At 38.4% G+C, this 26,725-nt stretch carries 28 protein-coding genes and 1 riboswitch; of the genes, 14 read left to right on the top strand and 14 right to left on the bottom strand.

Translation table 11 applies throughout. From position 1 onward, the window contains the following. Positions 1-105: 105 nt before the first annotated feature. Both V7108_RS23795 and V7108_RS23790 read right to left on the bottom strand, forming a co-directional pair. A complete protein-coding gene (locus tag V7108_RS23795; protein ID WP_335515233.1) occupies positions 106-414 on the bottom strand; it encodes a metal-sulfur cluster assembly factor in 309 nt (102 codons plus the stop codon). 20 nt (positions 415-434) lie between these two features. Further along, positions 435-1,208, bottom strand: a complete 774-nt coding sequence (locus V7108_RS23790; RefSeq protein ID WP_335569638.1) for a prolyl oligopeptidase family serine peptidase — start codon at positions 1,206-1,208, stop codon at positions 435-437. A 205-nt stretch (positions 1,209-1,413) separates the two neighbouring features. On the opposite strand from V7108_RS23790, the gene V7108_RS23785 reads away from it, so the two are divergent. The 3 genes from V7108_RS23785 to V7108_RS23775 all read left to right on the top strand — a co-directional run bounded on the left by V7108_RS23785 (position 1,414) and on the right by V7108_RS23775 (position 2,680). Continuing rightward, positions 1,414-2,226, top strand: coding sequence for a Cof-type HAD-IIB family hydrolase (locus V7108_RS23785; RefSeq protein WP_335515239.1), 813 nt, complete (start codon positions 1,414-1,416; stop codon positions 2,224-2,226). Positions 2,227-2,339: 113 nt separating this feature from the next. After that, entirely contained in the window at positions 2,340-2,492 is a 153-nt protein-coding gene (locus tag V7108_RS23780) for a hypothetical protein (protein ID WP_179292599.1), read from the top strand. A gap of 2 nt (positions 2,493-2,494) precedes the next feature. After that, complete coding sequence (locus V7108_RS23775; RefSeq protein WP_335515242.1) at positions 2,495-2,680, top strand: DUF3813 domain-containing protein; 186 nt, start codon at positions 2,495-2,497, stop codon at positions 2,678-2,680. 58 nt (positions 2,681-2,738) lie between these two features. Here the strand turns inward: V7108_RS23775 and V7108_RS23770 are convergent, their stop codons facing one another. After that, positions 2,739-3,590 (bottom strand): YitT family protein, encoded by an 852-nt coding sequence (locus V7108_RS23770; protein ID WP_420489215.1) that lies wholly within the window; start codon positions 3,588-3,590, stop codon positions 2,739-2,741. Between the two features lie 93 nt (positions 3,591-3,683). Here V7108_RS23770 and V7108_RS23765 point away from each other — a divergent pair, with 93 nt between their 5' ends. After that, the gene (locus V7108_RS23765; RefSeq protein WP_335515247.1) at positions 3,684-4,544 is read left to right on the top strand and encodes a DegV family protein; all 861 of its coding nucleotides are present in this window, start codon (positions 3,684-3,686) and stop codon (positions 4,542-4,544) included. A gap of 32 nt (positions 4,545-4,576) precedes the next feature. On the opposite strand, the gene V7108_RS23760 is transcribed toward V7108_RS23765, so the two are convergent. Together V7108_RS23760 and V7108_RS23755 are read right to left on the bottom strand one after the other, a co-directional pair. Next, positions 4,577-4,708: a DUF3941 domain-containing protein gene (locus tag V7108_RS23760; RefSeq protein WP_081810752.1), complete on the bottom strand. Its 132-nt coding sequence runs from the start codon at positions 4,706-4,708 to the stop codon at positions 4,577-4,579. 71 nt (positions 4,709-4,779) lie between these two features. Beyond that, positions 4,780-5,643 (bottom strand): CvfB family protein, encoded by an 864-nt coding sequence (locus tag V7108_RS23755; protein ID WP_335515250.1) that lies wholly within the window; start codon positions 5,641-5,643, stop codon positions 4,780-4,782. Between the two features lie 139 nt (positions 5,644-5,782). Here V7108_RS23755 and V7108_RS23750 point away from each other — a divergent pair, with 139 nt between their 5' ends. Further along, on the top strand, positions 5,783-6,274 hold the full coding sequence (locus V7108_RS23750; RefSeq protein ID WP_335569636.1) for a YajQ family cyclic di-GMP-binding protein: 492 nt from the start codon (positions 5,783-5,785) through the stop codon (positions 6,272-6,274). Between the two features lie 109 nt (positions 6,275-6,383). After that, a complete protein-coding gene (locus V7108_RS23745; protein WP_335569635.1) occupies positions 6,384-7,256 on the top strand; it encodes an SDR family oxidoreductase in 873 nt (290 codons plus the stop codon). Between the two features lie 56 nt (positions 7,257-7,312). Here V7108_RS23745 and V7108_RS23740 read toward each other — a convergent pair whose 3' ends face one another. After that, positions 7,313-8,821, bottom strand: a complete 1,509-nt coding sequence (locus tag V7108_RS23740) for an alpha-amylase family glycosyl hydrolase (RefSeq protein ID WP_335569634.1) — start codon at positions 8,819-8,821, stop codon at positions 7,313-7,315. A 65-nt stretch (positions 8,822-8,886) separates the two neighbouring features. Then, a complete protein-coding gene (asnB, locus tag V7108_RS23735) occupies positions 8,887-10,734 on the bottom strand; it encodes an asparagine synthase (glutamine-hydrolyzing) (protein WP_335569633.1) in 1,848 nt (615 codons plus the stop codon). 164 nt (positions 10,735-10,898) lie between these two features. On the opposite strand from asnB, the gene V7108_RS23730 reads away from it, so the two are divergent. Continuing rightward, positions 10,899-11,462, top strand: coding sequence for a DUF2777 domain-containing protein (locus V7108_RS23730; protein WP_335516593.1), 564 nt, complete (start codon positions 10,899-10,901; stop codon positions 11,460-11,462). Positions 11,463-11,509: 47 nt separating this feature from the next. Here V7108_RS23730 and V7108_RS23725 read toward each other — a convergent pair whose 3' ends face one another. Then, positions 11,510-12,538, bottom strand: a complete 1,029-nt coding sequence (locus V7108_RS23725) for a ThiF family adenylyltransferase (RefSeq protein WP_335569632.1) — start codon at positions 12,536-12,538, stop codon at positions 11,510-11,512. Between the two features lie 201 nt (positions 12,539-12,739). Here V7108_RS23725 and V7108_RS23720 point away from each other — a divergent pair, with 201 nt between their 5' ends. After that, complete coding sequence (locus V7108_RS23720; protein WP_335516588.1) at positions 12,740-14,569, top strand: aldehyde ferredoxin oxidoreductase family protein; 1,830 nt, start codon at positions 12,740-12,742, stop codon at positions 14,567-14,569. A 50-nt stretch (positions 14,570-14,619) separates the two neighbouring features. Here the strand turns inward: V7108_RS23720 and V7108_RS23715 are convergent, their stop codons facing one another. From V7108_RS23715 to V7108_RS23700, 4 genes are all read right to left on the bottom strand, one after another. Beyond that, complete coding sequence (locus V7108_RS23715) at positions 14,620-14,892, bottom strand: hypothetical protein (protein ID WP_335516585.1); 273 nt, start codon at positions 14,890-14,892, stop codon at positions 14,620-14,622. Position 14,893: 1 nt separating this feature from the next. After that, a complete protein-coding gene (locus V7108_RS23710; protein ID WP_335516584.1) occupies positions 14,894-15,166 on the bottom strand; it encodes a ubiquitin-like small modifier protein 1 in 273 nt (90 codons plus the stop codon). Between the two features lie 119 nt (positions 15,167-15,285). Then, on the bottom strand, positions 15,286-15,645 hold the full coding sequence (locus V7108_RS23705; RefSeq protein ID WP_335516581.1) for a YisL family protein: 360 nt from the start codon (positions 15,643-15,645) through the stop codon (positions 15,286-15,288). Between the two features lie 103 nt (positions 15,646-15,748). Continuing rightward, a complete protein-coding gene (locus tag V7108_RS23700) occupies positions 15,749-16,741 on the bottom strand; it encodes a CpaF family protein (protein WP_335516578.1) in 993 nt (330 codons plus the stop codon). Positions 16,742-16,902: 161 nt separating this feature from the next. Next, positions 16,903-16,991: riboswitch (cyclic di-GMP riboswitch) on the bottom strand. A 290-nt stretch (positions 16,992-17,281) separates the two neighbouring features. Between V7108_RS23700 and V7108_RS23695 the strand changes: the two genes are divergently transcribed. From V7108_RS23695 to V7108_RS23670, 6 genes are all read left to right on the top strand, one after another. Then, complete coding sequence (locus V7108_RS23695) at positions 17,282-17,506, top strand: spore germination protein (RefSeq protein WP_335569631.1); 225 nt, start codon at positions 17,282-17,284, stop codon at positions 17,504-17,506. Positions 17,507-17,523: 17 nt separating this feature from the next. Further along, entirely contained in the window at positions 17,524-17,760 is a 237-nt protein-coding gene (locus V7108_RS23690) for a spore germination protein GerPB (protein ID WP_335569630.1), read from the top strand. An 11-nt stretch (positions 17,761-17,771) separates the two neighbouring features. Continuing rightward, positions 17,772-18,392: a spore germination protein GerPC gene (gerPC, locus tag V7108_RS23685; protein ID WP_335569629.1), complete on the top strand. Its 621-nt coding sequence runs from the start codon at positions 17,772-17,774 to the stop codon at positions 18,390-18,392. Continuing rightward, positions 18,382-18,552: a spore gernimation protein GerPD gene (locus V7108_RS23680; RefSeq protein WP_090763346.1), complete on the top strand. Its 171-nt coding sequence runs from the start codon at positions 18,382-18,384 to the stop codon at positions 18,550-18,552. Before gerPC ends, V7108_RS23680 begins: the two co-directional genes overlap by 11 nt. 14 nt (positions 18,553-18,566) lie before the next feature. Further along, complete coding sequence (locus tag V7108_RS23675; protein WP_335518952.1) at positions 18,567-18,935, top strand: spore germination protein GerPE; 369 nt, start codon at positions 18,567-18,569, stop codon at positions 18,933-18,935. A 71-nt stretch (positions 18,936-19,006) separates the two neighbouring features. Next, positions 19,007-19,225: a spore germination protein gene (locus V7108_RS23670; RefSeq protein ID WP_335518954.1), complete on the top strand. Its 219-nt coding sequence runs from the start codon at positions 19,007-19,009 to the stop codon at positions 19,223-19,225. Positions 19,226-19,276: 51 nt separating this feature from the next. On the opposite strand, the gene addA is transcribed toward V7108_RS23670, so the two are convergent. After that, positions 19,277-23,053: a helicase-exonuclease AddAB subunit AddA gene (addA, locus tag V7108_RS23665; protein WP_335569628.1), complete on the bottom strand. Its 3,777-nt coding sequence runs from the start codon at positions 23,051-23,053 to the stop codon at positions 19,277-19,279. After that, entirely contained in the window at positions 23,046-26,540 is a 3,495-nt protein-coding gene (gene addB, locus V7108_RS23660) for a helicase-exonuclease AddAB subunit AddB (RefSeq protein WP_335569627.1), read from the bottom strand. The genes addA and addB overlap by 8 nt, the downstream gene beginning before the upstream one ends. Positions 26,541-26,725 lie beyond the last annotated feature (185 nt).

Below are 26,725 nucleotides of genomic sequence, written 5' to 3'. Positions count from 1 at the left end.
TAGGCTGTGGTTTGTTGCGGTTAACTGATATTAGTTGCGCATAGGCTGGGGTTTGTTGCGGATAACAGAAAAAAACAGCAGATGCATTCTGCTGTTTTGAGTTATTTAACGGATGCCTAATGCAATTTTCGCATAACGTGACATCATTTCCTTATTCCATGGCGGGTTAAAAACAATATTAACCTCTACATCCTTTATTTCCGGAATATCAGCTAACGCTCTTTTCACTTGGTCGACAATGGTTCCTGCAAGAGGACAGCCCATTGAGGTGAGCGTCATCGTAATCGTTACTACTCCTTCATCATCCATCTCTGCGTCATACACCAATCCTAAATTGACAATATCCACGCCTAATTCTGGATCGATTACCAATTCTAATGCACCCATAATATTTTCTTTTAAATCTTCATTCATTACTCATACACTCCTCTATATTAAGTTAATAAATGTTTCTCGAGCCACGAAACCGCAGCTTGTAAACCTTCCCTGCTGACCTTATGATCCGCATTTTCATCACTTATGAAGTGAAGATTGGCTGGTGTTTCCTCATAATCATCCTTAACGGATTGATAAAACTGGTAGGTTAAATGAAAGGGAACAATTGGATCTTTTTTTCCGTGCCAAAATAATAATGGCCGATTCCCAAGCTTCTCCGGTTGAAGGCTCAAGTCAAATTGGCGAAGAAACGATAACTGCTCTTCAATCTGTTCCTTCGTGAATGAAAGTCCAATACCGAGTCTCTGCATTTGTTCTATTTGCCAATGTAGATATTCCTCATAAGCGGGCATTCCCATTAAGCTGACTGCAGCTTTAATCCATTTATATTTGGTTAATGCCCCCAATGTAACTATACCACCCATTGAAGTTCCCGCAAGTCCAATTTGCTCCTGGTCAGCTAATCCCTCATTAACATAGTATTCCTTATAATCGTTCAATTCATGGATGGTCTTAATAACAATTTCCCAAAAATGTTTGTATAGCGCGTTCTCAGATAAACCTTGTTCCCTTTCACCATGGTAAATTGCCTCTGGTAATATGACTCGAAATCCCTTTTCCGCTAATAAATAGGCATAATGAAGATTATGCTCCTTTGCACTGGTAAATCCATGGTTAAAAATGATGAACGGAAGTTTTTCTTGTTGGTCATTTTTATTTACTATATGTAGATAAGGGTTATTTTTCAGCCAACTTTTTTCAACGATAATCACTAAGGCAGGACCTCCTTTATACATAAATTCAAATTCTTATGAAGTGAATTTTTTTACAGGTATGGTATAAAATTGTTAACATAGTATCTATACAAATTTGATTTTCAACAAAATAAGAAATTCATAGTTGTAGTGTATCATTACATTCTTCAATTTTCTAAAGCTAAGCCTTATTGTATAAAAAACTATCAAAGAAGGAGTCAATATGGCGGAAAAACATTTAATTGCATTGGATTTAGATGGGACTTTATTAAAAGATGATAAAACCATTTCTACAAAAACAAAAAACGTTTTAAGTAAAGCAAGAGAAGAAGGACATGTGGTAATGATTGCAACGGGCAGACCATTTCGCTCGAGTGAACCGTATTATCGTGAGCTCCAATTAGATACTCCAATTGTAAATTTTAATGGTGCTTTTATGCATCACCCACTTGATTCAAGCTGGGGATATTATCATGATCCTTTAGATATTAAAGTCGCAAAGGACATTGTGGAAGCGTGCCGTTCTTTTCAATTTCACAACATCATTGCAGAAGTCATTGATGAAGTTTATTTTCACTATCATGACGAAAAACTTTTAGATATTTTCGGTATGGGCAATCCATTCATAACGACAGGAGATCTTCGTGACTACTTAAAAGATTCTCCAACAAGTTTGTTAATCCATACTGAAGAAGATGATCTAAAGCAAATACGCCGGCATTTGTCAGACGTTCATGCTGAAGTAATTGACCATCGAAGCTGGGCGGCACCATGGCATGTCATTGAAATTATCAAAATTGGCTTAAGTAAGGCTGTTGGGTTAAAAAAAGCCTCAGATTATTTTAATATTCCTCCTGAAAGGATCATTGCTTTTGGAGATGAAGATAATGATCTAGAGATGCTTGAGTATGCTGGGCGCGGCATCGCAATGGGTAATGCCATTGACAAAGTTAAAAGTATTGCGAACGAGGTAACCCTGACGAATGAAGAAGACGGCATTGCCGTATATTTGTCAGATTTGTTAAACTTAAAGTAATAGATGGTATTTCACCAGACTTTACCTAAATGAATTCCTCTTATTAGAGCATACTATTTTTGTGAGGCACTTTCGCTGCTTCATACCAAGCTCACCAAATTGGAGGGATTGCAATGGGTAAACGAAACAAATCGAAACGCTTTGTCCAGCAAGGTGTGGATACCGTAAGTAAACACGCTGAACGTATTCCTTACCACATGACTTACGCTGAAGCGGAAGCCCAGAAAATGTCCAATGTGCGTGACTCCTCGCTTGGAGGGATATAACGATGGGAAACCAGTTATTCCAAGAAGCAAGAAGATTTGTTGAGATGGCGAAAACGGCCGACCCTGCTGAACGGAGTTCTGCGGTTTCGATAGCAAAGAACGCCTTAAGTTCTGCTTTCGCTAATTCTACCTTTGCGGAACAGCGTCAGCTCCAAGAAATGCAAAATGAGCTTGAACAAATTCAATAATAGAAAAGCTGGCACGTTACACTTTCGTGCCAGCTTTTCTATTTTAGCTTTACCAAACCTATTCACGCCGAAAGAAACCATAGATTCCTGTTGTCTGAAGGATATTCGTAAATGCATTAGGATCAACTTCTTTAATAATTCTCTCTAGATCAAATAGCTCGTACCTGGTAATAACGATCATCAGCATGTCTCTTGATTCATTTGAAAATGCCCCCTTCGCTGGAACCATCGTGATTCCCCTTACAAGCTTCGAATGAATAGCTGTTTTTAATTCTTCTGCTTTTTTCGTAATAATCATGGCCGTTAATTTTGCATGCCTTGTATGGATGGCGTCAATTACCCTCGTGGTAGCATACAAAGATACGATTGTATAAAGTGCTTTTTCCCATCCATATAGAAAACCGGCTGTAATAATAATTAGTGAATTTAAAGTAAAGATGTAGTTACCAATCGGCCTATCCTTCATCCTAGATAAAACCATGGCAATGATGTCTAAGCCGCCCGTGGATGCCCCCCATTTTAACGTTAAGCCGACACCAACCGCTAATATCACCCCGCCAAAGACTGAATTTAGGAGGATATCTTTAGATACCTGTGTAATCGGGATCATTTCTAAGAAAAAAGAGGATAGGACAACACTTAGAAAACTATAAACAGTAAATGATTTTCCAACCTTAAACCAGCCCAAAATCGCTACAGGAATATTTAACAGTAACAATAAAATACCCATTGAAATTGTAAAAGGCGTTTGATCAGTTAAAACTTTTGAAAGCAATTGGGCGATTCCTGTAAAACCGCTAGAGTAAACATTTGCCGGTACTAAAAAGAAGTTAATTGCCAGGGCGTTAAGAAATGCACCAACAATAACGATTACTATTTTTTTGGTTTGGAGCCATAACAAAAGCACCATCTCCTCATATATTTTGAAATATAGATAATTGTTTTTTTACCCTGAAACCGATAAACTGAAACTAACTATATTGCTTGAAAGCAGGTGAGCTTCATGCCGGTACAAATACTAGCTGACAGCGCATGCGATTTACCAAAAGATTTTTACTTAGAGCATAACGTGACCTTATTTCCATTAAAGGTTCAGGTTAATGGCCAAGAATATGAAGATGTTAAAACCATTGATCCAAAAACAGTCTATGACGCCATTCGTGGTGGAGATATTCCTAAAACATCACAGGTTTCTCCTTTATTATTTGAGGAAATCTTTACAAAAATGGCTGAAAATAATGAAGATGGAATATATATTGCGTTCTCTTCTGAATTATCTGGTACATATCAGACTTCTGTTATGATTCTTGACCAAGTAAAGGAAAAATATCCAAACTTTAATTTAACAATTGTTGATACTAAGTGTGCCTCACTTGGGTTCGGACTAGTCGTAAGAGAAGCTGCACGGCTTGCTGCAGAAGATGCCTCAAAGGAAGAAATACTTAAAGATGTGGTATTCCGAAGTCAGCATATGGAACAGATTTTTACAGTTGATGACTTAGATTATTTAGCCAAGGGCGGACGTGTCTCGAAAGCTTCAGCCTTTCTGGGTAGCCTACTAAATATCAAGCCAATCCTAAATGTCGAAGATGGCAAACTGGTTCCAATCGAGAAAATACGAGGAAAAAAGAAGGTTTATCGACGTTTGATTGAACTAATGAAGGAGCGCGGTGAAGATTTTGGTGACCAAGTGATCGGGATCAGCCATGCTGATACAAAGGAGACGGTTGAAGTGGTCAAAGCGTTAATCGAGGAAGAATTACAGCCAAGAGAAACGTATGTAACGAATATCGGCTCTGCAGTCGGAGCCCACACAGGACCTGGGGCCATCGCAATTTTCTTTCTGAGTAAATCGCCTTCATAAATAAAACAAAGCAGGGAATTCCCCGCTTTGTTTTATTTATGATCTGTCTTTTTTGAATATTGATTTTTACCCGCTTGACGATTTTTCTCTCGCATCATGTTTTTTTCGTGTCTTAATGCATTATTGTCTTGTGCTTTTTTATCGTTATCTGATGTATGCGGCATAAAGATACTCCTTTCAAAATTCCTTCAGTGTATAGTGTCCGTCATTTCAAATAGGAGTATGTATAGGAAAATTAATCCTTTTTCAGGTACGTCCAGCTTCCTTCCTGGTACACTCTGCCGTCTTTCATAAGTTTACCGAGTGCGCGCTTAAATGCTCCCTTACTTAACTGGAAGCGTTCTTGGATTTCCTCAGGCATACTCTTGTCATTAAAAGGCATTGCACCATTTCTGCTCATTAAATAATCAAAAATACGTTCCGCATCAAGGTCCAGGGATTCCTGTTTTCTAGCAAGTAAAGAAACATTTACTGTTCCATCTTCTTTGACATCAACAATCCGACCTTCCACCATTTGCCCTAACCGCGGCTCTTTTTGTCTTTGTGATTCATGGATGAATCCTTTAAAGCCCTCAATGGTATAAATCCAGCTTCCCACCTTTGCAGTCCGGTAGATATGCCCCTGTATATTCTTGTTAAAATCCTTCCTCGTTGCATTGGTTGATATTGACTCTATTACCGGGTCTGTTGCAAGCTTTGCATATAATAGATAATTGTTATTCACCCTTAAGGTAACATAAACCAAATCGCCTTCCCTAGGCCAGACTGATTTATGGACTGGGAGATCGTCAATTCCTAATAATAGATCCTTTTTAATTCCAATGTCCAAAAATACACCTACATGAGGATTGGTATCCACCACTTTAAGCCAGGCATATTTGCCAATCGCAATTTCGGGTATGGTTGTAGACGCAGATGTTCTTCCTTCAGAATCAACATACAAAAACACCTCGACCGTTTCGTCTTCTTCATATTCTCGGTCCGCTTCATTTATATGCAATAAAACATCTTCATTTCCATCCGTTAAAAAATACCCAAAATCGGCTTTTCGTGCCACCGTTAAGGTAACGGTTTGACCAATAAGTTCTTGTAATGACATGTTAACTCACCTTTTCTCTCCTATTGTTATCCATAGGGTTGTTTGACTTGCTATATTTTACTATAATGTAGGCATAAAGGGAAACATTAGCAGAAATGAAAATAACCGTTATTAAACATATACAGGAGGTATTATTACTATGGCCAAAGACGAATCTTTTGATATCGTATCCAAAGTGGAATTTACTGAAGTCACAAATGCAATTACCGCAACGATGAAGGAAATTAAAACTCGTTACGATTTTAAAGGAAGCAAAAGTGAAGTTACACTAGATAAAGAAGAGCTTGTTTTAGTTTCAGATGATGAATTTAAAATGGATCAGCTGAAAGACGTTTTGCTCGGCAGGTTAATCAAAAGAGGTGTTCCTGTTAAGAATCTGGATTATGGCAAAATGGAAAAATCCTCTGGAGGGACCGTCCGCCAAAGAGCTAAACTTGTTCAAGGGATCGATAAAGAAAATGCTAAGAAAATTAACACGATTATTAAAAACAGCGGACTTAAGGTGAAGAGCCAAATTCAAGATGACCAAGTACGCGTAAGCGGTAAAAACCGTGATGATCTTCAAAAGATTATTTCCTTGGTTCGCGAGGCTGATCTAACAGTCGATGTTCAATTTATTAACTATCGATAAAACATATTTACTGGGTGAAAGAAAAATTTCTTTTCACCTTTTTTATTTTCTCATATTTTCGTTCATTTACCTCAAACTAAAATGGTAAATAACCTTGGAGGTAACATGAATGTCAAATAACCAACAACAGCAAAAAAAGACTTTTCCACCACAGCATCAAAATCATCAGCCTGGTATCGAAAGTGAAATGAAACCGCTTCCTCTCTCAGTCAATTCCAACTATAAAAGTGCAGGGAAATTAGCTGGTAAAACTGCGCTTATCACTGGAGGAGATAGTGGTATAGGAAAATCTGTTGCCATCTATTTTGCAAAAGAGGGCGCAGATGTTGCCATTGTTTATTTAGAAGAACATCAAGATGCGGAGGAAACAAAATCTCTCATTGAAGCAGAAGGGCGTAAATGCCTGCTCATTTCCGGTGACATAGGTAATGAAGATTTTTGTAAGGAAAGTGTTCATAAAGCAATCGAACAGTTTGGTAAGATTGATGTTTTAGTAAATAATGCAGCTGAACAGCACCCGCAGCAAAGTCTGTTAGATATTACCTCAGCACAACTTGAAAAAACGTTTCGGACCAATATATTCTCATACTTTTATATGTCTAAAATGGTCCTGCCACACCTAAAACAAGGTGCGGCGATTATCAATACGGCTTCCGTTACTGCTTATGCCGGCAATGAGCAATTATTAGATTATTCTGCCACAAAAGGTGCAATCGTAACCTTTACTCGTTCCCTGGCAAAATCACTGGCACAGAAAGGTATACGAGTAAACGGCGTTGCACCTGGCCCTATTTGGACACCCCTGATTCCCTCTACCTTTAACGAAGACCAAGTGGCAAGCTTTGGGTCAAATACACCGATGGGCAGAGCCGGGCAGCCATTTGAACTTGCTCCGTGCTATGTATATCTGGCATCCGATGATTCCTCCTATGTAAGTGGACAAATCCTTCATGTCAACGGCGGAGAAATTATAAATGGGTAATCAATGAATATAAAAAGGCGTTACTTCGATATGGAAGTAACGCCTTTTTATAAAGTTTACTTCCTTCTTTTCCTAATCTTTACTATAAAAATAGTGAACAAGACATAAACAACGATTAGTGATCCGATTAGCGGCAGATTAATTCCGCTTTTCTTGGCTAATACATAAACCTCGGCTTCATCTCTATCTATAATGAGGTCGTATCGATTATCCTTACTCCGAACCAGGTCACCTTTTAACAGCCCACGCAGTTCTTTTCCACCTTCAATTTGGTCATTATTTAAGGTGATGCTTTGAGATTCGCTAGTATTATTAATAGCAATAATAGCTGTTTCATCTTGGTAGACACGTTTGTATACGGCCATTCCATCTTTTTCATAAAGCATTTCCATGCTTCCTCTCGTTAACGAAGGAAGTTGGTTTCTTAATTCACCAAGCTTTGTAATATAGTCAATCAGCTCTTTTTCTGTTCGAAAATTCATAGGCTGACGATTATCAGGAATTTCTCCTCCGTTTAATGCAATTTCACTCCCATAAAAGACTACTGGGAGTCCAGGAGTTGAATACATATAGGTTAAAGCCGTCTTCCACCGTGCCCCTGGAAAATGTTTATTCTTAACGATATCACGCGTAAAGCGAGTAGTCATTTCATTGTCAAAAAATACTGGCTGCAACTCGGGCTTATCAACCTCATTATCTTCCAGTCCGCTAAATGATTGATTGACATCAGCAAAGGCATTTCTCAAATTCTCACTATATTGATAATCAGTAATGCTGTCGATTCCAGTACTTTTATAAATATTAAGATCAACCTTACTATTAGTGGAGGTTATCCCTAATAGGAAAAAGTTTTCTTTTTCCTTTTTTACTTCTTTTGAAAATTCGCTCCAAAATGTCTCAGGTACAAAATTTATTTCCGGAAGACTATATCCGTCGATATCGGTTTCATTTATCCACCACTTTGCAGCGTCTAACAAGTAATTTTTGACTTCAGGGTTATCCTGATTAAGATCAGGCAGATCGTTTATCCAGGCATTTTCTAGTTCGTCCTGATCTTTTAAATCATGAATATCCCGTTTCTCATTAAACCAGTCTTGTTTCGTTTTATCCGTAACCCATGGGTGTTCTTTAGAAACATTATTGGTTACAAAATCGATAATAACCTTCATATCACGTTGATGTGCTTCTTGAACCAACTTCCTGAATGTTTTGAGTGATCCAAAATGCTCATCCGTCTTATAAAAATCATTCACCCAATATCCATGGTATCCACCATCCGTATTATCAACGATTGATGTGAGTCGGATTGCTGTAAAGCCCATTTCCTTTATGTAATCAAGCTTGTCCATAACCCCTTGAAAATCTCCGCCATTATAGGCTAAAGGGTCTTGCGTATTCACATCGATATCATTCTTTGTATTGGCATCAAAAAAACGATCGACCATAATCGAATAAATGGTTTCATCCTGCCATTTACGGTCTTCTTTCTCCATTTCAGCCTGTACTGGCAGTGATGTGATAACCAAAAAACAGATTAAAATAAGTGTCATTAAGGTTTTTCTCATGTTCAATCCCCTTCCATACACTCATTTTAATCTAATAATGTTGTGAATCCAACTATTATCGTTTATCATTTTACTATATTAATATTGTAATCTTTAAACCAAATATCAAGTTGAATAAAGTAAGCTAAAAGCTGCGGGCCTGACATCAACTGTCCAAACCATGGCTCTTTGAACGAATTACCCCCAGATTCCACTAGTTTATTTAGTAGATCATGATTGAATAACTCATATAGTACAGATGCCTTATCTCCTAGTATCTTCCTTAATTGTTGTTGAACTGCTAGTGTATATTCTGGATGATGGGTTTTTGGATATGGACTTTTCTTTCGATACAGAACTTCCTCTGGAAGAATCCCTTCAAACGCTTTTCTCAATATCCCCTTTTCTCTGCCGTGAACCATTTTAATATCCCACGGGATATTCCAAACGTATTCAACAAGTCGATGGTCCGCAAATGGAACTCTTACCTCTAGACTTGCACCCATGCTCATTCGATCCTTACGGTCAAGCAGTGTGGTCATAAAATGTGTCATATTAATATAGAAAAGCTCTCTTCGTTTTGCTTCCTCTAGGCTTTCTCCATCCAATCCTGGTGTTTCCAGGATGGCTTGATTGTATTTATCAATCACATAATCCTTTAAATTCAATCTTTCCTGCCAATCCGTTCTTAACAGGTTATTCCTATCATTTACCGAACGCATCCAAGGGAAACTTGGTCTCTCTAAATCTTCCTTGCGGTGGAACCATGGATAGCCTCCAAAAATCTCATCCGCACATTCTCCAGAAAGGCTGACAACAAAGTCATTTTTTATTTCGTTACAAAACCAAAGTAAGGAAGAATCAATGTCAGCCATACCAGGCAAGTCGCGAACATGAACCGCTTCTGTTAAGTCTTTCACTAATTGCTGCTGTGAAATGGTCTTAAAATGATGCTTTGTATTAAACTCATTGGTTACAATGTTAATCCATTTTTCATCCGCATTTGGTTGAAATTCATTTGCCTTGAAAAATTGGTCATTTCCTTCATAGTCAATAGAATACGTGTGAAGCTGACCTTTTCCTTGGTCCTTAAAACATTGAGCAGCAATAGCTGTAATAATACTGGAATCAAGCCCGCCTGATAAGAAAGTAGATAGCGGCACATCCGATACAAGCTGTCTTGTAACAGCATCTGTTACCAAATATCGTACCTTTTCAGCTGTTTCTTCTACATTATCCCTATGCACATCACTCTTTACATTCCAATAGCGCCAAATCCTTAAGCCCTTTTTGGAAAAAGTTAATGCGTGGGCAGGCCTTAACTCTTTAATTCCCTTAAAGATACCAGAGCCAGGTGTCCTTGATGGACCTAAACCAAAAATTTCAGCCAGCCCCTCATATTCCAACTCCGTCTTCATTCCAGGGTTAGCGAGTATGGCTTTTATTTCCGATGCAAATAAAATTCCTTTATTTAATTGTGTAAAAAACAATGGTTTAACCCCTAATCGATCCCGTCCAATAAACAGCTTTTCTTCCTTTTGATCCCAAATGGCAAATGCATAGATTCCGTTTAAATGATTTACGCACTCTTCCGCCCATTCTATATAGGCAGTTAACAGAACTTCTGTATCAGAATGACCTTTAAAAGAATATCCTTTAGTAAGGAGAATTTTGCGGATATCTTCGGTATTATAAAGTTCACCGTTATAACAGATGGTGTACTCATTACCTTCCTTTTGTTTTGTCATTGGCTGTCTGCCGCCCTCAGGGTCAACAACAATTAAACGCTTATGTCCAAACCCCACATGTGTTTGAACCCAGAGGTTTGTTTCATCTGGCCCTCTTCTGGCTAGAGTATTGGTCATTTTTTCGACTGTATATTTTTCTTTTCTTATATCTTTAGTAAAATCAACCCATCCTGATACTCCGCACATATAGCTCTCCTCTCTCCAGTTTTGAACACTGGGTTACATTGCATGTTCTTATTCTATTCAGCCCAATATATTTGGAAAATTGTCCAAATTAAAGATAAACAAGTTATAAAATCTCACAAAGATGTCTACAAAGAAAATGAAAGTATTAGGCACGGAGGTTAAACATGAATCGACAACAAAGAATAAAACTAATGGATTTTCAGCTAAGGGCCTATAACGAAGGTTCAGTTGAACAAATAAGTGATCAATGGATCTTTTTTGACGAAGAAACAGAAGAGGCAGCGATGCTGGATGATTATCTTCAGCAAGAAATAGAAATATTTCGTGTAAATCGTTGGAAGAAAGGAATCTTGATTGAATCTGGGAAGATTCGAAGTGGGAATGAGACTATTATGCTTCGAGACCAAGATTCGGTTAGAATCAGAAAGCATTTAATCTATTCACTGGAAAGGCTTTTAGAGGGAATGAATGATGACGCCTTTTTTCAATTTGTCACGACATTGAACTCGTTAGATTTTTCTATCTATGATTGTATATATTGTTACAATCACCTCTCCTTCTTATCAGATGAAAATCGGAGAGATGGGGTAAACTTTATTGTTTTTGATAACCAAGAACAAATTTGTAATGTTCAGCACCATTTTTGTTATTTTGAAAAGGTAAATGACCGCTTTGAATTTACAATAAATACGGGGAAGAGACTAGTCATCGAAAAGATGATTTCATAGGTACAAAGTGTGTTTTTCATTTGAAGAAAAACACACTTTTTTTTCAATTAATTTCCAATATATCTTGAATACATAGATTTTGCTTTTACGATATCGTTTGTACCATGTACCAAAACTCGCCCATCCTTGAATACCACGATAGAAGTTTCTTTATCTGGAGAAAAACGAAGTAAGAATTGGTTTCCCGTAACCTTACCATGCATTTTCAGCCTCTCACCAAGCTTTAGTAAATCACGTTCCTGCTTTTCCCTAAAATAAATCTGTACGGTATCTCGTCCACAAAGAGAACTATACGATTCTTGAAGGGAAGATGACCGATTGAGAAAGTCAAACTGACGGTTTACACATGCCGGACAATGTGGATTCTTTCCATCCATAATATTCATTGAAAATAAAGAGGGATCCCAAATATCAATTTGCTCAAGATTTGGACTTGTAGCTGCCCCTGTCAGCAGTTTGATCGCTTCAATTGCTTGGAAAGATCCAATAATATCTGTAATAGGAGAGAGAACTCCTATGGTGTCACAGGTTTCACCTCTGCCAATTGGTACGTGCGGAAATAAACAGCGATAACATGGTGTGATTCCTGGTTTTATAACAGCATACATTCCTCTAGAACTAACTGCTGCACCATGAATCCAAGGAATCCCATACTTTATCGCAACATCATTTATTAGATAACGAGTCATAAAATTATCGGTACCGTCAATAAGACAATCAAACCCGGACAATAGATCTTCGGCATTATCTACATTTACATCTGCAATAACGGCATCAACTGTGACAGTCGAGTTAATCGTATTCAATCTCTTTTGTGCGGCAATTACCTTTGGAAGATTTAGATTTACATCTTCTTCATTAAAAAGGGATTGTCGCTGTAAATTTGACAAGTCCACTACATCCCTATCAATTAACCTGATGTAACCCACACCAGACCGGACCAAATGATTGGCAGCGATGGTTCCCAATGCGCCAACACCGACAATCGCCACCTTGCTTTTCAGCAATTTTAACTGTCCTTCTTTCCCAATTCCTGAAAAAAGCATCTGTCTTGAATAGCGTCCTAAATCGTCCATCTGAAGTCCTCTTTTCTAAATTAATAGTTCTCTGACGTAACATGTTAATTTTAATGTAATTTCAGAAAACTTTAAATATTAAATAATAAAAAATAATAGTATAATAGAAGTTGGGTTTATTTATCTTTTTAGGAGGGGTATCCTATTCTATCCAAAAATAGGATATTAGCATCTAATATCAATGAAAGAGAGGAAGAAACATTGAATCTAGGTGGATTTTTAAACAAAGAAGTTGTAGTTGATTTAACAGCTGGAACCGTAAATTACAGGCCTATTAATGAGGAGGATGCAAAGAAGTACATAGGCGGCCGTGGTCTGGGTGTCAAATATGTACTTGATAACGGTCCTGAGGTAGAGCCATTATCACCTGAAAATATTCTATGTATCATGACAGGTCCTGTAACAGGATCACGCTCTTCAATGAGCGGACGACTTTGTGTTGTGACAAAATCTCCGTTGACAGGAACAGTAACAGATTCTCATATGGGCGGTTGGACGGCAGCTCGTCTAAAATGGGCAGGTATCGACAATATCATCTTCGCTGGAAAAAGTGATAAACCAGTATACCTTTATATTGAAGATGGAAAGGCAGAATTACGCGATGCTTCTGACTTATGGGGTAAAGGAACAAGAGAAACAGTTAAAACGCTGCAAGCAAAGCATGGAGAACAAGACCTTAGTGTAATGACAATCGGTCAAGCAGGTGAAAATACGGTTCGATTCGCATCGTTTATTAACGAACATGATCGTGCAGCAGGACGTGGCGGTACTGCAGCAGTAGCAGGTTATAAAAAGTTGAAAGCGATTGCGATTAAGGCGCCGCAAAAAGGAAATATGCCACAGCCGAAGTTAGAAATTGAATATAAAGAAGCAAATAAAAAGGCAGTAAAAGCCATTCTTGATGGCGGCCTAACTGCACCAAATAAAGGTGGTCTTTCCGTTTACGGCACAAATGTTTTAACAAACATTATCAATGAAGTGGGTGCTCTTCCGACAAAGAATTCTCAGTTCACTCATTGGGATGAGGCTGAAAAACACAGTGGTGAGTTTGTAAATGAACATTTATTAATTAAGAATAATACCTGCCATGCATGCCCTGTAGGCTGTAAAATCGAAGTTGAAGTAAAGGATGGAAAGTATAAAACTAGAGTCGAAAGTATTGAATTCGAATCTGCTTGGTCACTTGGATCTAATTGTTTGTTAAGTGACGCAGAGGCAATTTCTTATCTAATTGACCGTTGTAATGAGTATGGTCTAGATACGATTGAGCTAGGACATTGCTTCTCCGTTACAATGGAAGCATATGAAAAAGGACTAATCACCGAGGAGCTAATCTGGGGCGATGCCGATTCAATGATTGAATTGACAAAGAAAATTGCATACCGTGAAGGTTTTGGTGGGATCCTTGCCGAGGGTCCAGCAAGAGCAACTGCTTCATGGGGAGCACCAGAGCTATCTATGTCTGTTAAGGGTCAGTCCATTCCAGCCTATGATCCACGCGGAATTCAAGGGATAGGCCTCGGTTATGCAACCAGTAACCGCGGAGCCTGCCATTTACGCGGTTATACGGTAGCAAGCGAAATCGCGGGTATCCCTGAACCAACTGACCGCTTGAAGCCTGAAGGAAAAGGTGAACTATTAAAAATATTCCAAGATATGCTTGCATTCTCTGATTCTATGAATATTTGTAAGTTTTCGTCTTTCTCCGAAAACGCTGAACACTATGCTGAGCAGTATAGCGGGATGACTGGTATTTCAATGACTGCTGATGATGTAATGAAGGCCGGAGAAAGAATCTATAATCTTGAGCGTTATTACAATAATTTAGCAGGATTCAATAAAGAAGATGATGACTATCTTCCAAAACGATTCACGGAAGAGCCAGCCTCCGGTAATAGTGCAGGAGAAGTAAGCCGTATGGACATCATGCTTACTGAGTATTATCAGGTTCGCGGCTGGAAAAACGGAAAAGTGACCGAAGAAAAGCTTCGTGAGCTTGAAATTATTGGCCCAGAAAATCAGTTAGTTTAATAGGTAAAGGCTTCTGCACTATTTTGCAGAAGCCTTTTGTTATGGCGAATCTATCCGCCGATTCTAGTTGTTTTTACACGAAATTTTTTAATAATTTCCTTAAGAGCCTCGCCGTCGTTTGCAGTAAATCGGATATAGACACGATTTACTTTAAAAGTGGAGGTTATGGTAAGTTCCTCTTCACTTAAAATTTCCCCAATCCAGTCATCCGTTTGATAAGTGATAGGATATAAATTTGTAATCTGTTTACCCCCTAATTCCGCGAAATACATTTCAAGATGTTTACGATTAATTCCACGAAACTCCAGTTCCTGCTGTGGCATTTTATCCACCTGCCACTGGAGGAAACAGGGCAAATTGATCGTTCTCATGGACAATCGTGTCAAGCCCATCTAAATGGATAATATTTCTACCATTAATAAAAACATGAACAAAAGGAAGGAGCTCTTTTTCCTCTGTAAAAATTTCATCCTTTAAATCTGGAAACATTTCAATCATTTTATTGAGTATATCGATTACCCGTCTGCCTTCCGGTTTAACCTCTACCCCAACCCCGCCGCAAATTTGCCGGAGATTTGCAAATACTCTTACCAGCATACGATTCCTCACCTCTCCCTTATCTAAATAGTAAAATGATTTGTAACCCTTGTCATCCTTTTTTCAATAAAAAAAGAGCAGCCAGTTAAGGAACCGACAACTCTATCGAAAGGTTAATCTTATACGTGAAAAATTGACATAGGAAGTTTATCAAAACCTAAATACAATACAAGTAAGAAGGCGATAACAAACTGTATCCACAAAACGGACGTCTTTCTATTTTGCGCAACCTTGGCAAGAATCATTTCAAATAATCCTATAACCCATATCCCTACTACCGCTTTTAATATATACAACAAATCAATATTTGACAGCATGAACAATAAGCCTACACCTGTTGCAATAATTAGCAGATAAAGCACGCGCAGGATCATTCTAACAATTTTAGCTCCCTTTTCTTTTCCGCCTTTTAGTAAAAATATCGCGACAATAAATAAGATTAGGGCTAAAACCCAAGCTGTAACGTGACCATGAATCATTTAATCTTCCTCCTATGTATCAATAGCATATTGCAACACTATCATAACATAGGGATTGGAAAATTCCTAAATAAAAAATGCTAATAGTAATAACTTGTTTTCGTTAAGATTGATAGCTATAAATATCCCGAAGCACAATCGTATTGCCTTTGATTTCCTGTACCTCTGCTATATTAGTAATTTTTCTGGTTCCATCAGTTAAGCGTGATAGATGGATAAACACATCAATCGCACCAGCGAGCTGCTCCCTTATAACCCTTATCGGTGTACCCATTCCTGAGAGCAGGGAAATGATTTCTAAGCGGTCAATCAAATTAGTTGGACTATTCGAGTTACCTTCAGCAAGCAAACCATCATGTCCCTTTTTTATAGCTTGGAATATGGAAAAAGCGTCATTGCCGCGAATATCCCCAATAATTCTTTTTTCATCCCTCTGAATCAAATGGGATAGCGCATTCAGAAGAGTAGTTTTACCAGCCCCCGAACCACCTGAGATAAATATATTTAACCTATCCTCCACACATGCACTTAGAAAATGAGCCATTTCTTCTGTTACCATTCCGGAGTTAATTAAGTCTTTTAATTGAAGAGAATTCTTGGAAGTTTTCTTAATGGTTATGGCCGGACCTTTTGTGGCTGCTGGCGGAAGGATAGCATTGACGCAAGAACCATCTGGCAGCCTTGTATCAAGGATTGGTGAGTTTTCATCCATCTTTATTCCTAGTTGTGCTGCGAATTTTCCAATTACATTCACGATATGTTCATTATCACGAAATTGGATTGATGTTAATTCTATCTTACCATTTCTTTCACAATAAACTTGACATGGCCCATTTACCATAATCCCCGAAACATTTTCGTCCAAAAACAAGGAATGTATCGGGCCAAAATGAATCGCTATCTTTGATTCCTTATACTTCTCCAGCAGCGATACCTTTGGATATTCATTAAATTTTGCAATTGGATATTTTTCTCTGACGCTAATTTTCATTTCATTCGGCCGCAAGGAAGCGTTTAACAAAACCTTTGAAAAGTCATGTTTGTGATTTACTGCTTGTCTTTTTGTTTTTTGTTGGATTCGATTTACTAGACCCATCATTCCACCCACCTTGGCTTATTGATAACGGTTTAGCGGGGTTGTTAAAAAATAAATAACCCCGCCTTTACCGAAAGGGGGGTTGCCAAATTTACTACAACAAAGCGCATAGAAGGTCCTATACAAACCATGCTATAGTATATTAAAAAACACCCTATTCTTTCGGTAACTGGCTGGCGTAGTGCATATGTACACCTTAGCCCCTTTAGCTTTGCGTCACTGACTTTCATCAGTTTTGCCTTTATCGAGAATCAGTGTTTTCATCATTCCTACTGATCTCTTATATTTATCATAAGGCCTTTTACCTTTTCTTACATCCTACTATTTTATCATTTTTTATTTATATATAGGTAATATTACTCATTTATATAATTTTCCCAACATTCCTCTAACCTACCTCGTAACACCATTTCAGTTTGGCAGCCTAAAGCCGTACTATTTCTAAAAAAGGTTCACTCTTAACATTTATTAGGCGATTTAATCACATTACACCATCCCATACATACGATAGTAAGAGAATAAATGTAAAGGGTGTTGTTAATGCCAGCTATTGTAGGAGTTGCACAAGTCATAACACTTAACAGCAGTTCCGTTTTTCATATTGGAGATGTCTATAAAATTATGCCATTTTCATCCGCAAGAACTTTCTCCGGAGCTGGTTCCTTTAATACGGGTGAAAGTTTAAATGTTCATAATAATAATTTAAGTAATACGAACACATATGATGCAGATGGTGTAGATCAAGGAATCTTCCTTAATGCTTAAGGAAAGGTTGGTTTTTAATGAATTTTTATATTCAGCAGTCGATTCAAATAAACTTTATTAAAATTAACGCTATTACAAATTCTTCTGTCCTGCAGATTGGAAGCGCTGGAATCATTAAACCTGCCTCCTATTTGTATAATACAGGAGGTTTTACCCAGCCCGCGCCAACTGCAGGAGGTCCTCCAACTATAGGCGGGCAATCTAGCAGCCCTGCAGTGCCATTATCAGGCGGGAGAGAAGATGATTCAAAGTGAGGTGATGGTATATGTACCAGGATTATTCACAGCTTCTTCAATGGGTCCAAATGACCTTGCAGGCACAGGAAAATAGAATTGCTGCTCTGGAACACACCATCCAAAAATTGCAGGAAGAAATGAAGCAATTAAAGGAAAAGCCTAGCGTTCGGGTTGATAAAATTGAATACAAATTCGATCAATTGAAAGTTGAAACGCTGGAAGGAACCTTAAACATTGGTCTAAATCCATCCGATTTGGCTAATATTGAAGATTTTGCTGTAGAAAATCAATCCTTAAAAACACCCATCCATCCTAAAGCACAAATGCAGCGGTCTATGAAAGTAGAGGAATCTATTTATCAGTATTTAGAAACCGAACTGCCAGCACTATTTAAGGAAACCCAAAATCAATTAAATGTTAGATTAGATGATTCCTATTTAGCTTTTATCAAACAAGATATCATGAAACAGCTTCCAGCTAGGATTGATTACCATATACAAAATACGGCAGCCAAAGAACGTGAAGGCGAACATAATACAGAGGAGAGCATTATTGATTTACTCAAGCAGGAAATCAGAAAAGGTATTATAATTTTTATTAATCATTTGCCAGAGAACGTGAAAGGAATGAATACAAAAAATGAACTTTGAAGTATATAATCGGGATATCTGTGTTGATACCATTCGAATTCTAGGCGTTGCAAGTTCTTCACTCGTAATGGTTGGTGACACACAAACAATTCAATTGGCTGCAACTTTCGACACTCCTGCTGAATCACTCATCATCGGGCCGTTTGTGCCACTTTTTTAGGAGTGCTTAAGAATATGCTCCAGAGATCTTCCGTCGTAAACACCATTCATGTGACCTCTGCTTCCTTCGCCTCTATCATCCAGCTTGGAGATTCCCGTATTATTAATGGATTTTCACGTGCCTTGGCTGTTCAAAGGGAAGCTGAAGTTTTTAATTCAAAAGAAGGTAATTTTTCAAACTATAGTGTGTTTTCAGAACCAATCCCTTTTTTGCCAATCAATGAAAGCATGACGATATCTACTCATAATAGCCTTCCCATCATTAAGGTCAATACTATATCTATCCTTGCAATGTCTTCGGTCGCCATACTGCATGTTGGAAACAGTGAAAACGTCTCAATGGAAGCACGGATAAAACATATCAGACATCTGCATCAAGAATGAACAATGACAAGGAAGTTTGAATACGATATTACAAGATTACTAAGGGCAAGTAAAGAAAAGGATGTTAGTAAATGCCAGCGATAATGGGTCCAGTTCAGATTGTGAATGTAAGCGGTGGAATTGTTCAATTCGGGGATACTGTATATATTTCCCCAAAAAGTGCTTCAAAGACCTATACAGGTTCTGGAGGCTTCAATACAGGGGGAATTATATTTACTGCTAGCGGTTTAAGCGGTACAAACGTACTTGATGCTAATTTGCTTGACCAGCCAATTGGCGGGAATAATTAAAACGACATAAACCACTCATGGTTTATGTCGTTTTTGTCTGTTTTTGTTATGTTAGAGTTTCAAAATATTGGCTCCATCAAAGAAGAATAAATATCTTTCATTCACTTTTCTCTTCCAGATTTGTTCCAATGCTTTTGTGTATAAATTAATTTGCATTCTGTACCGCTCTTCAAAGATCGGTTTAGCTTGTTCGAAGCCGCCTTTATAACGATCTGTAATTCCATCCGATTTAAAGTCAATTAGGACGAGTCCCTTTTCATCTTCAAAAACACAGTCGATAATACCTTGGACAAAAACAGATTCCTCTGCCTCTTTCCATGTCGGGTATACTTCCGAAGCTGGTAATGAAAGAGTAAAGGGAATTTCACGATTTATTGCGTTTGCTTTTATCATCCTTTGACCTAAATCTGTTTCAAAAAATTCTACAATTAGTGCTGTATTGATGACTTCCGCCTGCTCCACCGTTAACAGTTCGTTGGTAACCATCGATACTACTTGTGCCTTAACAGTCTCTGGTGTAACAGGTCTTGAAAAATCAACATGCTGCATCACCATATGCAAGGCTGTCCCTCTCTCAGCGGGGCTCAACGACTTTTCCTGCATAAACTTAGGCCGTTTTGTAATTGAATTTTTAAATCTAGATAACAATTCGGTCCCGCTATGCTCATCTGACACTTCCCGCTGACGCTTGATTTCTGATACTGATTGCTTCGAGCGGTGAGTCGAAGCATTCGAAAAAGAGTATTCCCAAGTTAAACGAGATGTTATCTCTTCTTTAAAGACTGATGTCACGGGAATTAATACATTTTTTTCTACCTGCTGAAGGTAACTGTCCTCCTCCATGCCCTCGAAGATTTCCTGCTTTTTAATATCTTCGACACTCTTTCGAGTAATACTCCATGCAGACGGGTGAAAAGCGATGTCATCGGAAATAAGAGAATGATTAATCTCAGTTTTTCTTAATGCGATACTATCGTGATGCCGGATAAGTGCAGGTCCAACCCAATCCATATAACAGCTTGCAGCTGCTCTTTCATAATCCTTAAGCAGCCAATCTGTATGAGTGGATACATCGTTCCACTGTTCAATTTTTTTATCGGCATCCTTCAACGTTCCGATCAAATAAAGTTTTTCCTTTGCACGTGTCAAGGCTACATAAAAAACACGCATTTCTTCAGCCAGCATTTCCATTTTTTTTCTTCGCTTAAAAGCAATTTGAGGTAAAGAAGGATAGGTAATCCTTTTTTCCACATTTACATATTTTGCTGCAAATCCATATTCTTTATCGAGCATGTATGGTTTACGGATATCGGATTGATTAAAACTGCGTGATAATCCTGCTATAAATACGACTGGGAACTCTAGCCCTTTACTGCTATGAATCGTCATAATCCGAACTACATCTTCTTGCTCGCCAAGCGCCCTGGCCGCTCCAAGGTCGTCTCCTCTTTCAATCATTCTCTCAACAAAACGTAAAAAGCGGAATAACCCTCGAAACGAAGTTTGCTCATACTGTCTTGCCCTGTCATACAAGGCACGTAAGTTAGCCTGACGCTGCTTGCCACCCGGTAAACCACCAACAAAGTCATAAAATTGTGTATCTCGATACAGCTGCCATATTAATTCTGATAATGACCCCTGACGTGCCATTAATCGCCATTCATCTAAAAAGTCATAAAAACGACGGACCTTTTCATATAATTGTTCCGCTTGATGATCCGGTTTGCTGCGACAGAACCTCTTTACAGCCTCCCAAAATGTACCCTTGCTGTGTAAACGTACTTGCGCCAGCTCCTCTTCGTTTAGCCCGACAATCGGCGACCTTAGGACAGAAGCCAATGGGATATCTTGAAGAGGGTTGTCAATGACCCTTAGTAGCGACATCATAATGGCTACTTCCGTTGCTTCAAAATATCCCGAGGATAGATTGGCATAGATGGGAATTCCCTGTTGTTTGAATTCCTCCATTATTTGTGGCGCCCACGTCATGGAACGAAGAAGAATGACCATATCTCGATACTTAATCGGACGGTAAGATTCTGTTTTTGGGTTATACACTTTCGTTTCATTTGCAATTAATTGTTTAATCTTTGCAGCCATTACACGAGCTTCAAGCTGAGACTTTTCCAAATCCACCTCATCAAATTCGGTTGGTACTATCTCTATTTCTGATTCGGCCGCTTCGGCGGGCAATTCTTTACTTTCATTATTTTGGTCAATTAGTAATAGTTCAATAGGAAAAGGTTCATCTTCAGGATACGGTGCACCCGGCCTTAATTCAGCCGCCTCATCATATTCTATTTCCCCAACCTTAACACCCATGATTTGTTTAAATAAATAGTTTGTCCCTTCAAGGACCTCTTTCCGGCTTCTAAAGTTCCTTGCAAGATCTATACGTAATCCCGTACCATTACCATCCGGTCTGAAACGATTATATTTTCCCAAAAACAAATTAGGCTCTGCTAAACGAAACCGGTATATGGATTGTTTTACGTCCCCAACCATAAACAGGTTACCATTCACCTCATCTTCTTTCGCTACTAGTTTTAAAATGGTTTCCTGAACCAAATTTAGATCCTGATACTCATCAACAAATACCTCATTGAAGTGATTTCGGTAGGCCAATGCAGCATCTGAAGGTAAAAATTGTAGGCTATCGGTTATTTCACCGGTTAATATTTTTAAACAATAATGCTCCAAATCTGCATAATCTACGAGCCCTTTTTCCCGTTTTGCTTTCTCAAAACGGTCGGAAAAAGCAGTGACCAAATAGACAAGCGTTTCTATGAGCGGACGCATTTCTTCCATATCACGTAAGAAGCCTTCAGGCTTTCTTACGAAAAGCTCTTCTTTAATATCTTGAATTTTCTTTTTTGCCTTTTCACGAAGTTTTTGGGATTTTTCCGTTAACTCTTTATCATATTGATCCCCTTTTACCTGTTTTGCTCTTGTAAAAGTCCAAGTCTGCATTGCCTGATAAAGGGTTGTCCACGAATCGCGATTTGCTTGGATTAGTGTATGAATAACATTTAGGTCATCTATAAAGTTTTCAGCCCTGGGTGCAGGTCCGCCTGGAAGCTTTGTCACTTCTAAGCCACGCTGTATCATTTCTTTAGCACCTTCTAATTGTAGTTCGATATCAAAAAGAAGAGCTTTGATAAAGGGAAAGTCTTCTAGATTTGTTACATCACCAACATCATACATGTCAATCATGGACTGTAAATAATGCCTTGGTAGAGGATTCGACATGGCAAAATCATAAATATCCCTGACGATATCCATTAAGGCACTATCACTCCGGTCACTGGTAAAGGAATCTACTAACTGAAAAAATGGTTCATTATCCTTTTTTCCGTATTCCTCTTCAAACAGCTCGTCCATTACTTCATCCCTCATTAATTGAGCCTCTGTTTCATCTGCGATTCTAAAACTAGGATCAATATCAATGAGATAATAGTTTTTGCGAATAACCTCCATGCAAAAGGAGTGAAGAGTTGAAATTGAAGCTTTATTTAATAGGCTGAGCTGTTTGCGTAAATGTCTTGATCTAGGATCTTTGTTTATCGCTTTTTCAAGTGCCTCCCCGATACGGTGACGCATTTCAGCAGCAGAAGCGTTCGTAAAGGTTACTACTAATAACTCATCGACATCGATTGGTTCTTCTTCCGAAAGAATTTTTTGAATAATTCGTTCTACAAGTACAGCCGTTTTTCCTGAACCAGCTGCTGCTGCGACAAGGATATCTTTATTTTTCCCCATGATAGCTTTCCATTGGTCTTCCGTCCAAGTTGCGCCATCAGGTTTTGGAGGTATCACAAAACTACTCATTTGCCCCAACCTCCTTTCTTATTAATTCAAAAATTGTTTCCTTTGGTTGAGGTGACAGTATTCGGTAATGATTTTCCATGGACTCGTCAAATTGGCAAACAGATTTGTAGGAACAAAAAGTACAAGGTGTTTTGTCTTTTAGTTTAAAAGGTTCAATTGCAACCTGTCCATCAACAATAGCCTCTCCTGTAGATTGATATAGCCTTCGAACATATGCCCTAAGGTCTTCAAATTCATTTAAGCTGGCTACTTTTGACTTTTTGGTTAGATTACCATCCTTTTTAATACCAGCTGAAATAATGTGTGAGTCCCCCGATTCAAGCGATTGATCCATTAGCTTAAGGACATCTTGGTCACCCACCATTAAGCCATTCATCTTAAATCGCTTCATGATTTCCTTTTCAATTTCATCAGCACTCAGCAATTTGCTAGAGCTTATTAATGGATTATGAACATGGAAATAAAGGACTCCAGCCGGGCTTGCCTTCATTTCTATCAATTCATCTGAGTGCGTGATAACAATATCTAAATAGGTTAACATTTGTAATGCCAGCCCGTAGTATACTTCGTTGAGATTAACATCCTTTTCACTTGATTTATAATCAATAACCCGTAAATACGTTTGATTATTTTCGTCCGTTGCCTGATCAACCCTGTCAATGCGCCCGGCTAATTCCATCCGTTTACCATTTTTCAATGAAAATGCTAATGGCGGGAGCTTGCCATTTCGTCCAAAGCTTAATTCCAATCCGATTGGCGAAAATCCACTTACCTTTGCATGCTCACTTAATACTTGAGACGCCCGGGTAATAATCTGTTCTAGTTTTCGTTTTATATAATGATGACGATCAGAGCTTAGTAGAATTTCATTTTGGAGCTTCGGGGCTAACGCATTTACAGCTTCCCTAGCTAGTTCTTCACATTGCTTTTTTGAAAGAGATGCCCAGCTAAGTTTTTGTTCATTGACGAAATCAGATATATGCTTTAAAGCTGCATGAAATAGTTCACCAATGTCAGGCGCCTCTAAACGAAAAACCTGCCGTTCGCGAAGCTTTAGCCCATGCTGTGCGAAATGAGAAAAAGCACAGCCATTATATAGTTCCATCCGTGATACACTTGCCTGTATCGTATCACCATATAGTTCATCCGCTGTTTCCTTTGAAAGCTGTATCGTCTGATTGGTATAGAAAAGGCTGGAAAAAACTTTCTCTGCCGTCTGCTTCCACTCTCCTTGAATATAAAAGTTATAAACATCCCACCACAAATCGGATATCGGATAATTTCGCTTTTTCAACTGAAGCTGCGTGGTTAAATAAGACAGGGTTGTTTTGTAATTTGTGACAAAGTTCAACTGTTCCTCTTCTGATAACTCAGCAGGGTCTGTACCATAAAAATGCTCTTTTATTTCGGGATACATATCTTTCAATCTCTTAATATATGAGGAAGGAATTAATGCCTTCCCTTCGTCATTCGCAAGCGGGTAGCTGACATAAAGAGCCTCGGAAGGTGTGGTTAGTGCTTTATAGGCAATAAAGTTTTCATCCAATAAACGTGTTTTGCTGCTAGGTGCCACTGTTACATCTGCAGCAAGTAACATTTCACGCTCTTCATCCGATAATATCCCTTCATCGGCAATTTTAGCTGGTAAAATCCCCTCATTTACCCCCACGACAAACGCTGCCTTAATGTCTGTTAATCTGGATTTTTCTAAATCTCCAATGATAACCTGGTCAAGAGCTGGAGGAATGAGTGAAAAATAGAGAGATTCAAATCCAGCTTCTAATATAGTTGAGAATGACTTTAAGGAAACATTTTCTTCGCCCAGTATTTCAACATACTGATCTAAAAGATCAATACAAGCATTCCATACCTGTTCGTGCTCGCGCATTTTTACAAGATTGCCTTTTTGTTCCGCGTCGATTTTCCAATTTTCTAGTTTTGCAGGAATATCCAATTCTTCTAAATATAAATAGATTGCTTCACAAAGCTTCCGGCCTGTATCTGCCTTTTTAAGTCTCCTTGACAAACGGAGAATGGGGGCAGTTACCATAAGCTTTAATTCATTTAATTGCTGTTCGATTTCTTTGTCGGCGTCTGTTTGCACATTACTGTCCATTTCCAGTCCCCTGAAGCGACGATATGTCCATCGATCTTTTCTTGTCCATTTACTCCCTTTTATTCCGTACGCAAGTACGTAGTTTTCGAGTCTATCCATTTTTTCGCGCATTGTATCTGGATTTTCCTGAAGCGGGTATAATAATTCGGTCTTTATTGCCCTAAAAACTGGCTCATAACGCCAAAATGATTGAATAACCTCCAGGGTTGAACGAATTAATTCTATCAATGGATGATTTAACATGGTTCGTTTTTGGTCGATGAAATATGGAATCTTATAATCTGTAAAAACTGGCTCTACTATTTCATGATAGTCACCGCCGTTTCTAATCAAGAAAGCCAGGTCTTTGAATCGATAATTCTTTGTCCGAACCAGCCGAAGAATTTCGCGCGCAATCCCTTCGATTTCAGCTCTGCGATTAACTGCTTGACTAATATGGATGTCTCCTCGGCCATAAAAAGGGACTGCTGGTCTTGAATCAAAATTAGCCTCTAAATGTCTTAGTGAAGGATGACTCCATTTCTGCTGCTGAGATAGATAGGTTGAATGCTCGATTTCAATTCCTTCAACTTTTGCCAATTCATATAGAGAGTATGAAGCATCACTTGATAACCGAAACAAATCCAGTTCATCTGGAGGAGTTTCAAACGTTTTACGATCAGTCGTCATGGTTATTGTCACTCTCTGACAATGTTTCATTAATTCTTTGATGACTAAAAATTCCTGAGGTGTAAAGCTATAAAAACCATCAATATAAATTTCCGCTTCTTGCAAATAGGTTGATACAGAAATCTTTTCTGAAAGTAAATGAAAATAGTCTTCGGAATCAATATATTTCCCAAAGACTTCGTCCTCAAATTGTCTATAAATCATTTCTAAATCTTTCAATTTATCCTGTAACGCTCTAGAAGCTGAACCACCACTCTGATTAACCATCATAGTCTCTTGAATTAGCTCATTGGGCTGAATGCAATAACGCTTAAATTCCGTTATCATCTGTTCTACTTGCTGTACAAAACCATTTTTATCAGCTGCTCGCTGAAACAATTTTAATTGATCTTTTTTTTCTTCGATAATTTTTCGAATGAGCATGCTAATTCCAACACTGCTAAGATGATAACGGCTTATACCGCCCGTCTCCTGCAAAATTCTCCATGCCAATCGTGAAAAGCTATATACTTGTGCGCGAATCATTCCACCAAGTACAGGGTCGGTCGCCAATTGATATTCTGCCTGAAACGTCATTTGTTCAGGAACAATATATATAATCGGCGCTCCCTTAGGATTTTCCAGCAGCCGGTCCTTTATTTCGTTCATACACAGGTGCGTCTTACCACTGCCCGTCCTTCCAGTTACCAATCTTAAAGACATGTTACTTCCTCACTTTCCGATTCCCCTTCTTAAACTATATAATCCCATTTTATCACAAAAAGAGCACAAACGTTTGGAAGACTCCATACAGATTAAAACCAATATTGGTAAATTTTAAAATTAAGAAAAGAGTCTTTAAAAACAAAAAAGAGCCGACATCATCATCGTACTCTCTGGTTTCTGAT

The sequence above is a fragment of the Neobacillus vireti genome (assembly GCF_036962345.1).
Taxonomy (GTDB): Bacteria; Bacillota; Bacilli; order Bacillales; family Cytobacillaceae; genus Neobacillus; species Neobacillus vireti_A.
Note: the sequence above shows the minus strand (reverse complement) of the source record. Positions and strands in the feature narration are given on the sequence as shown.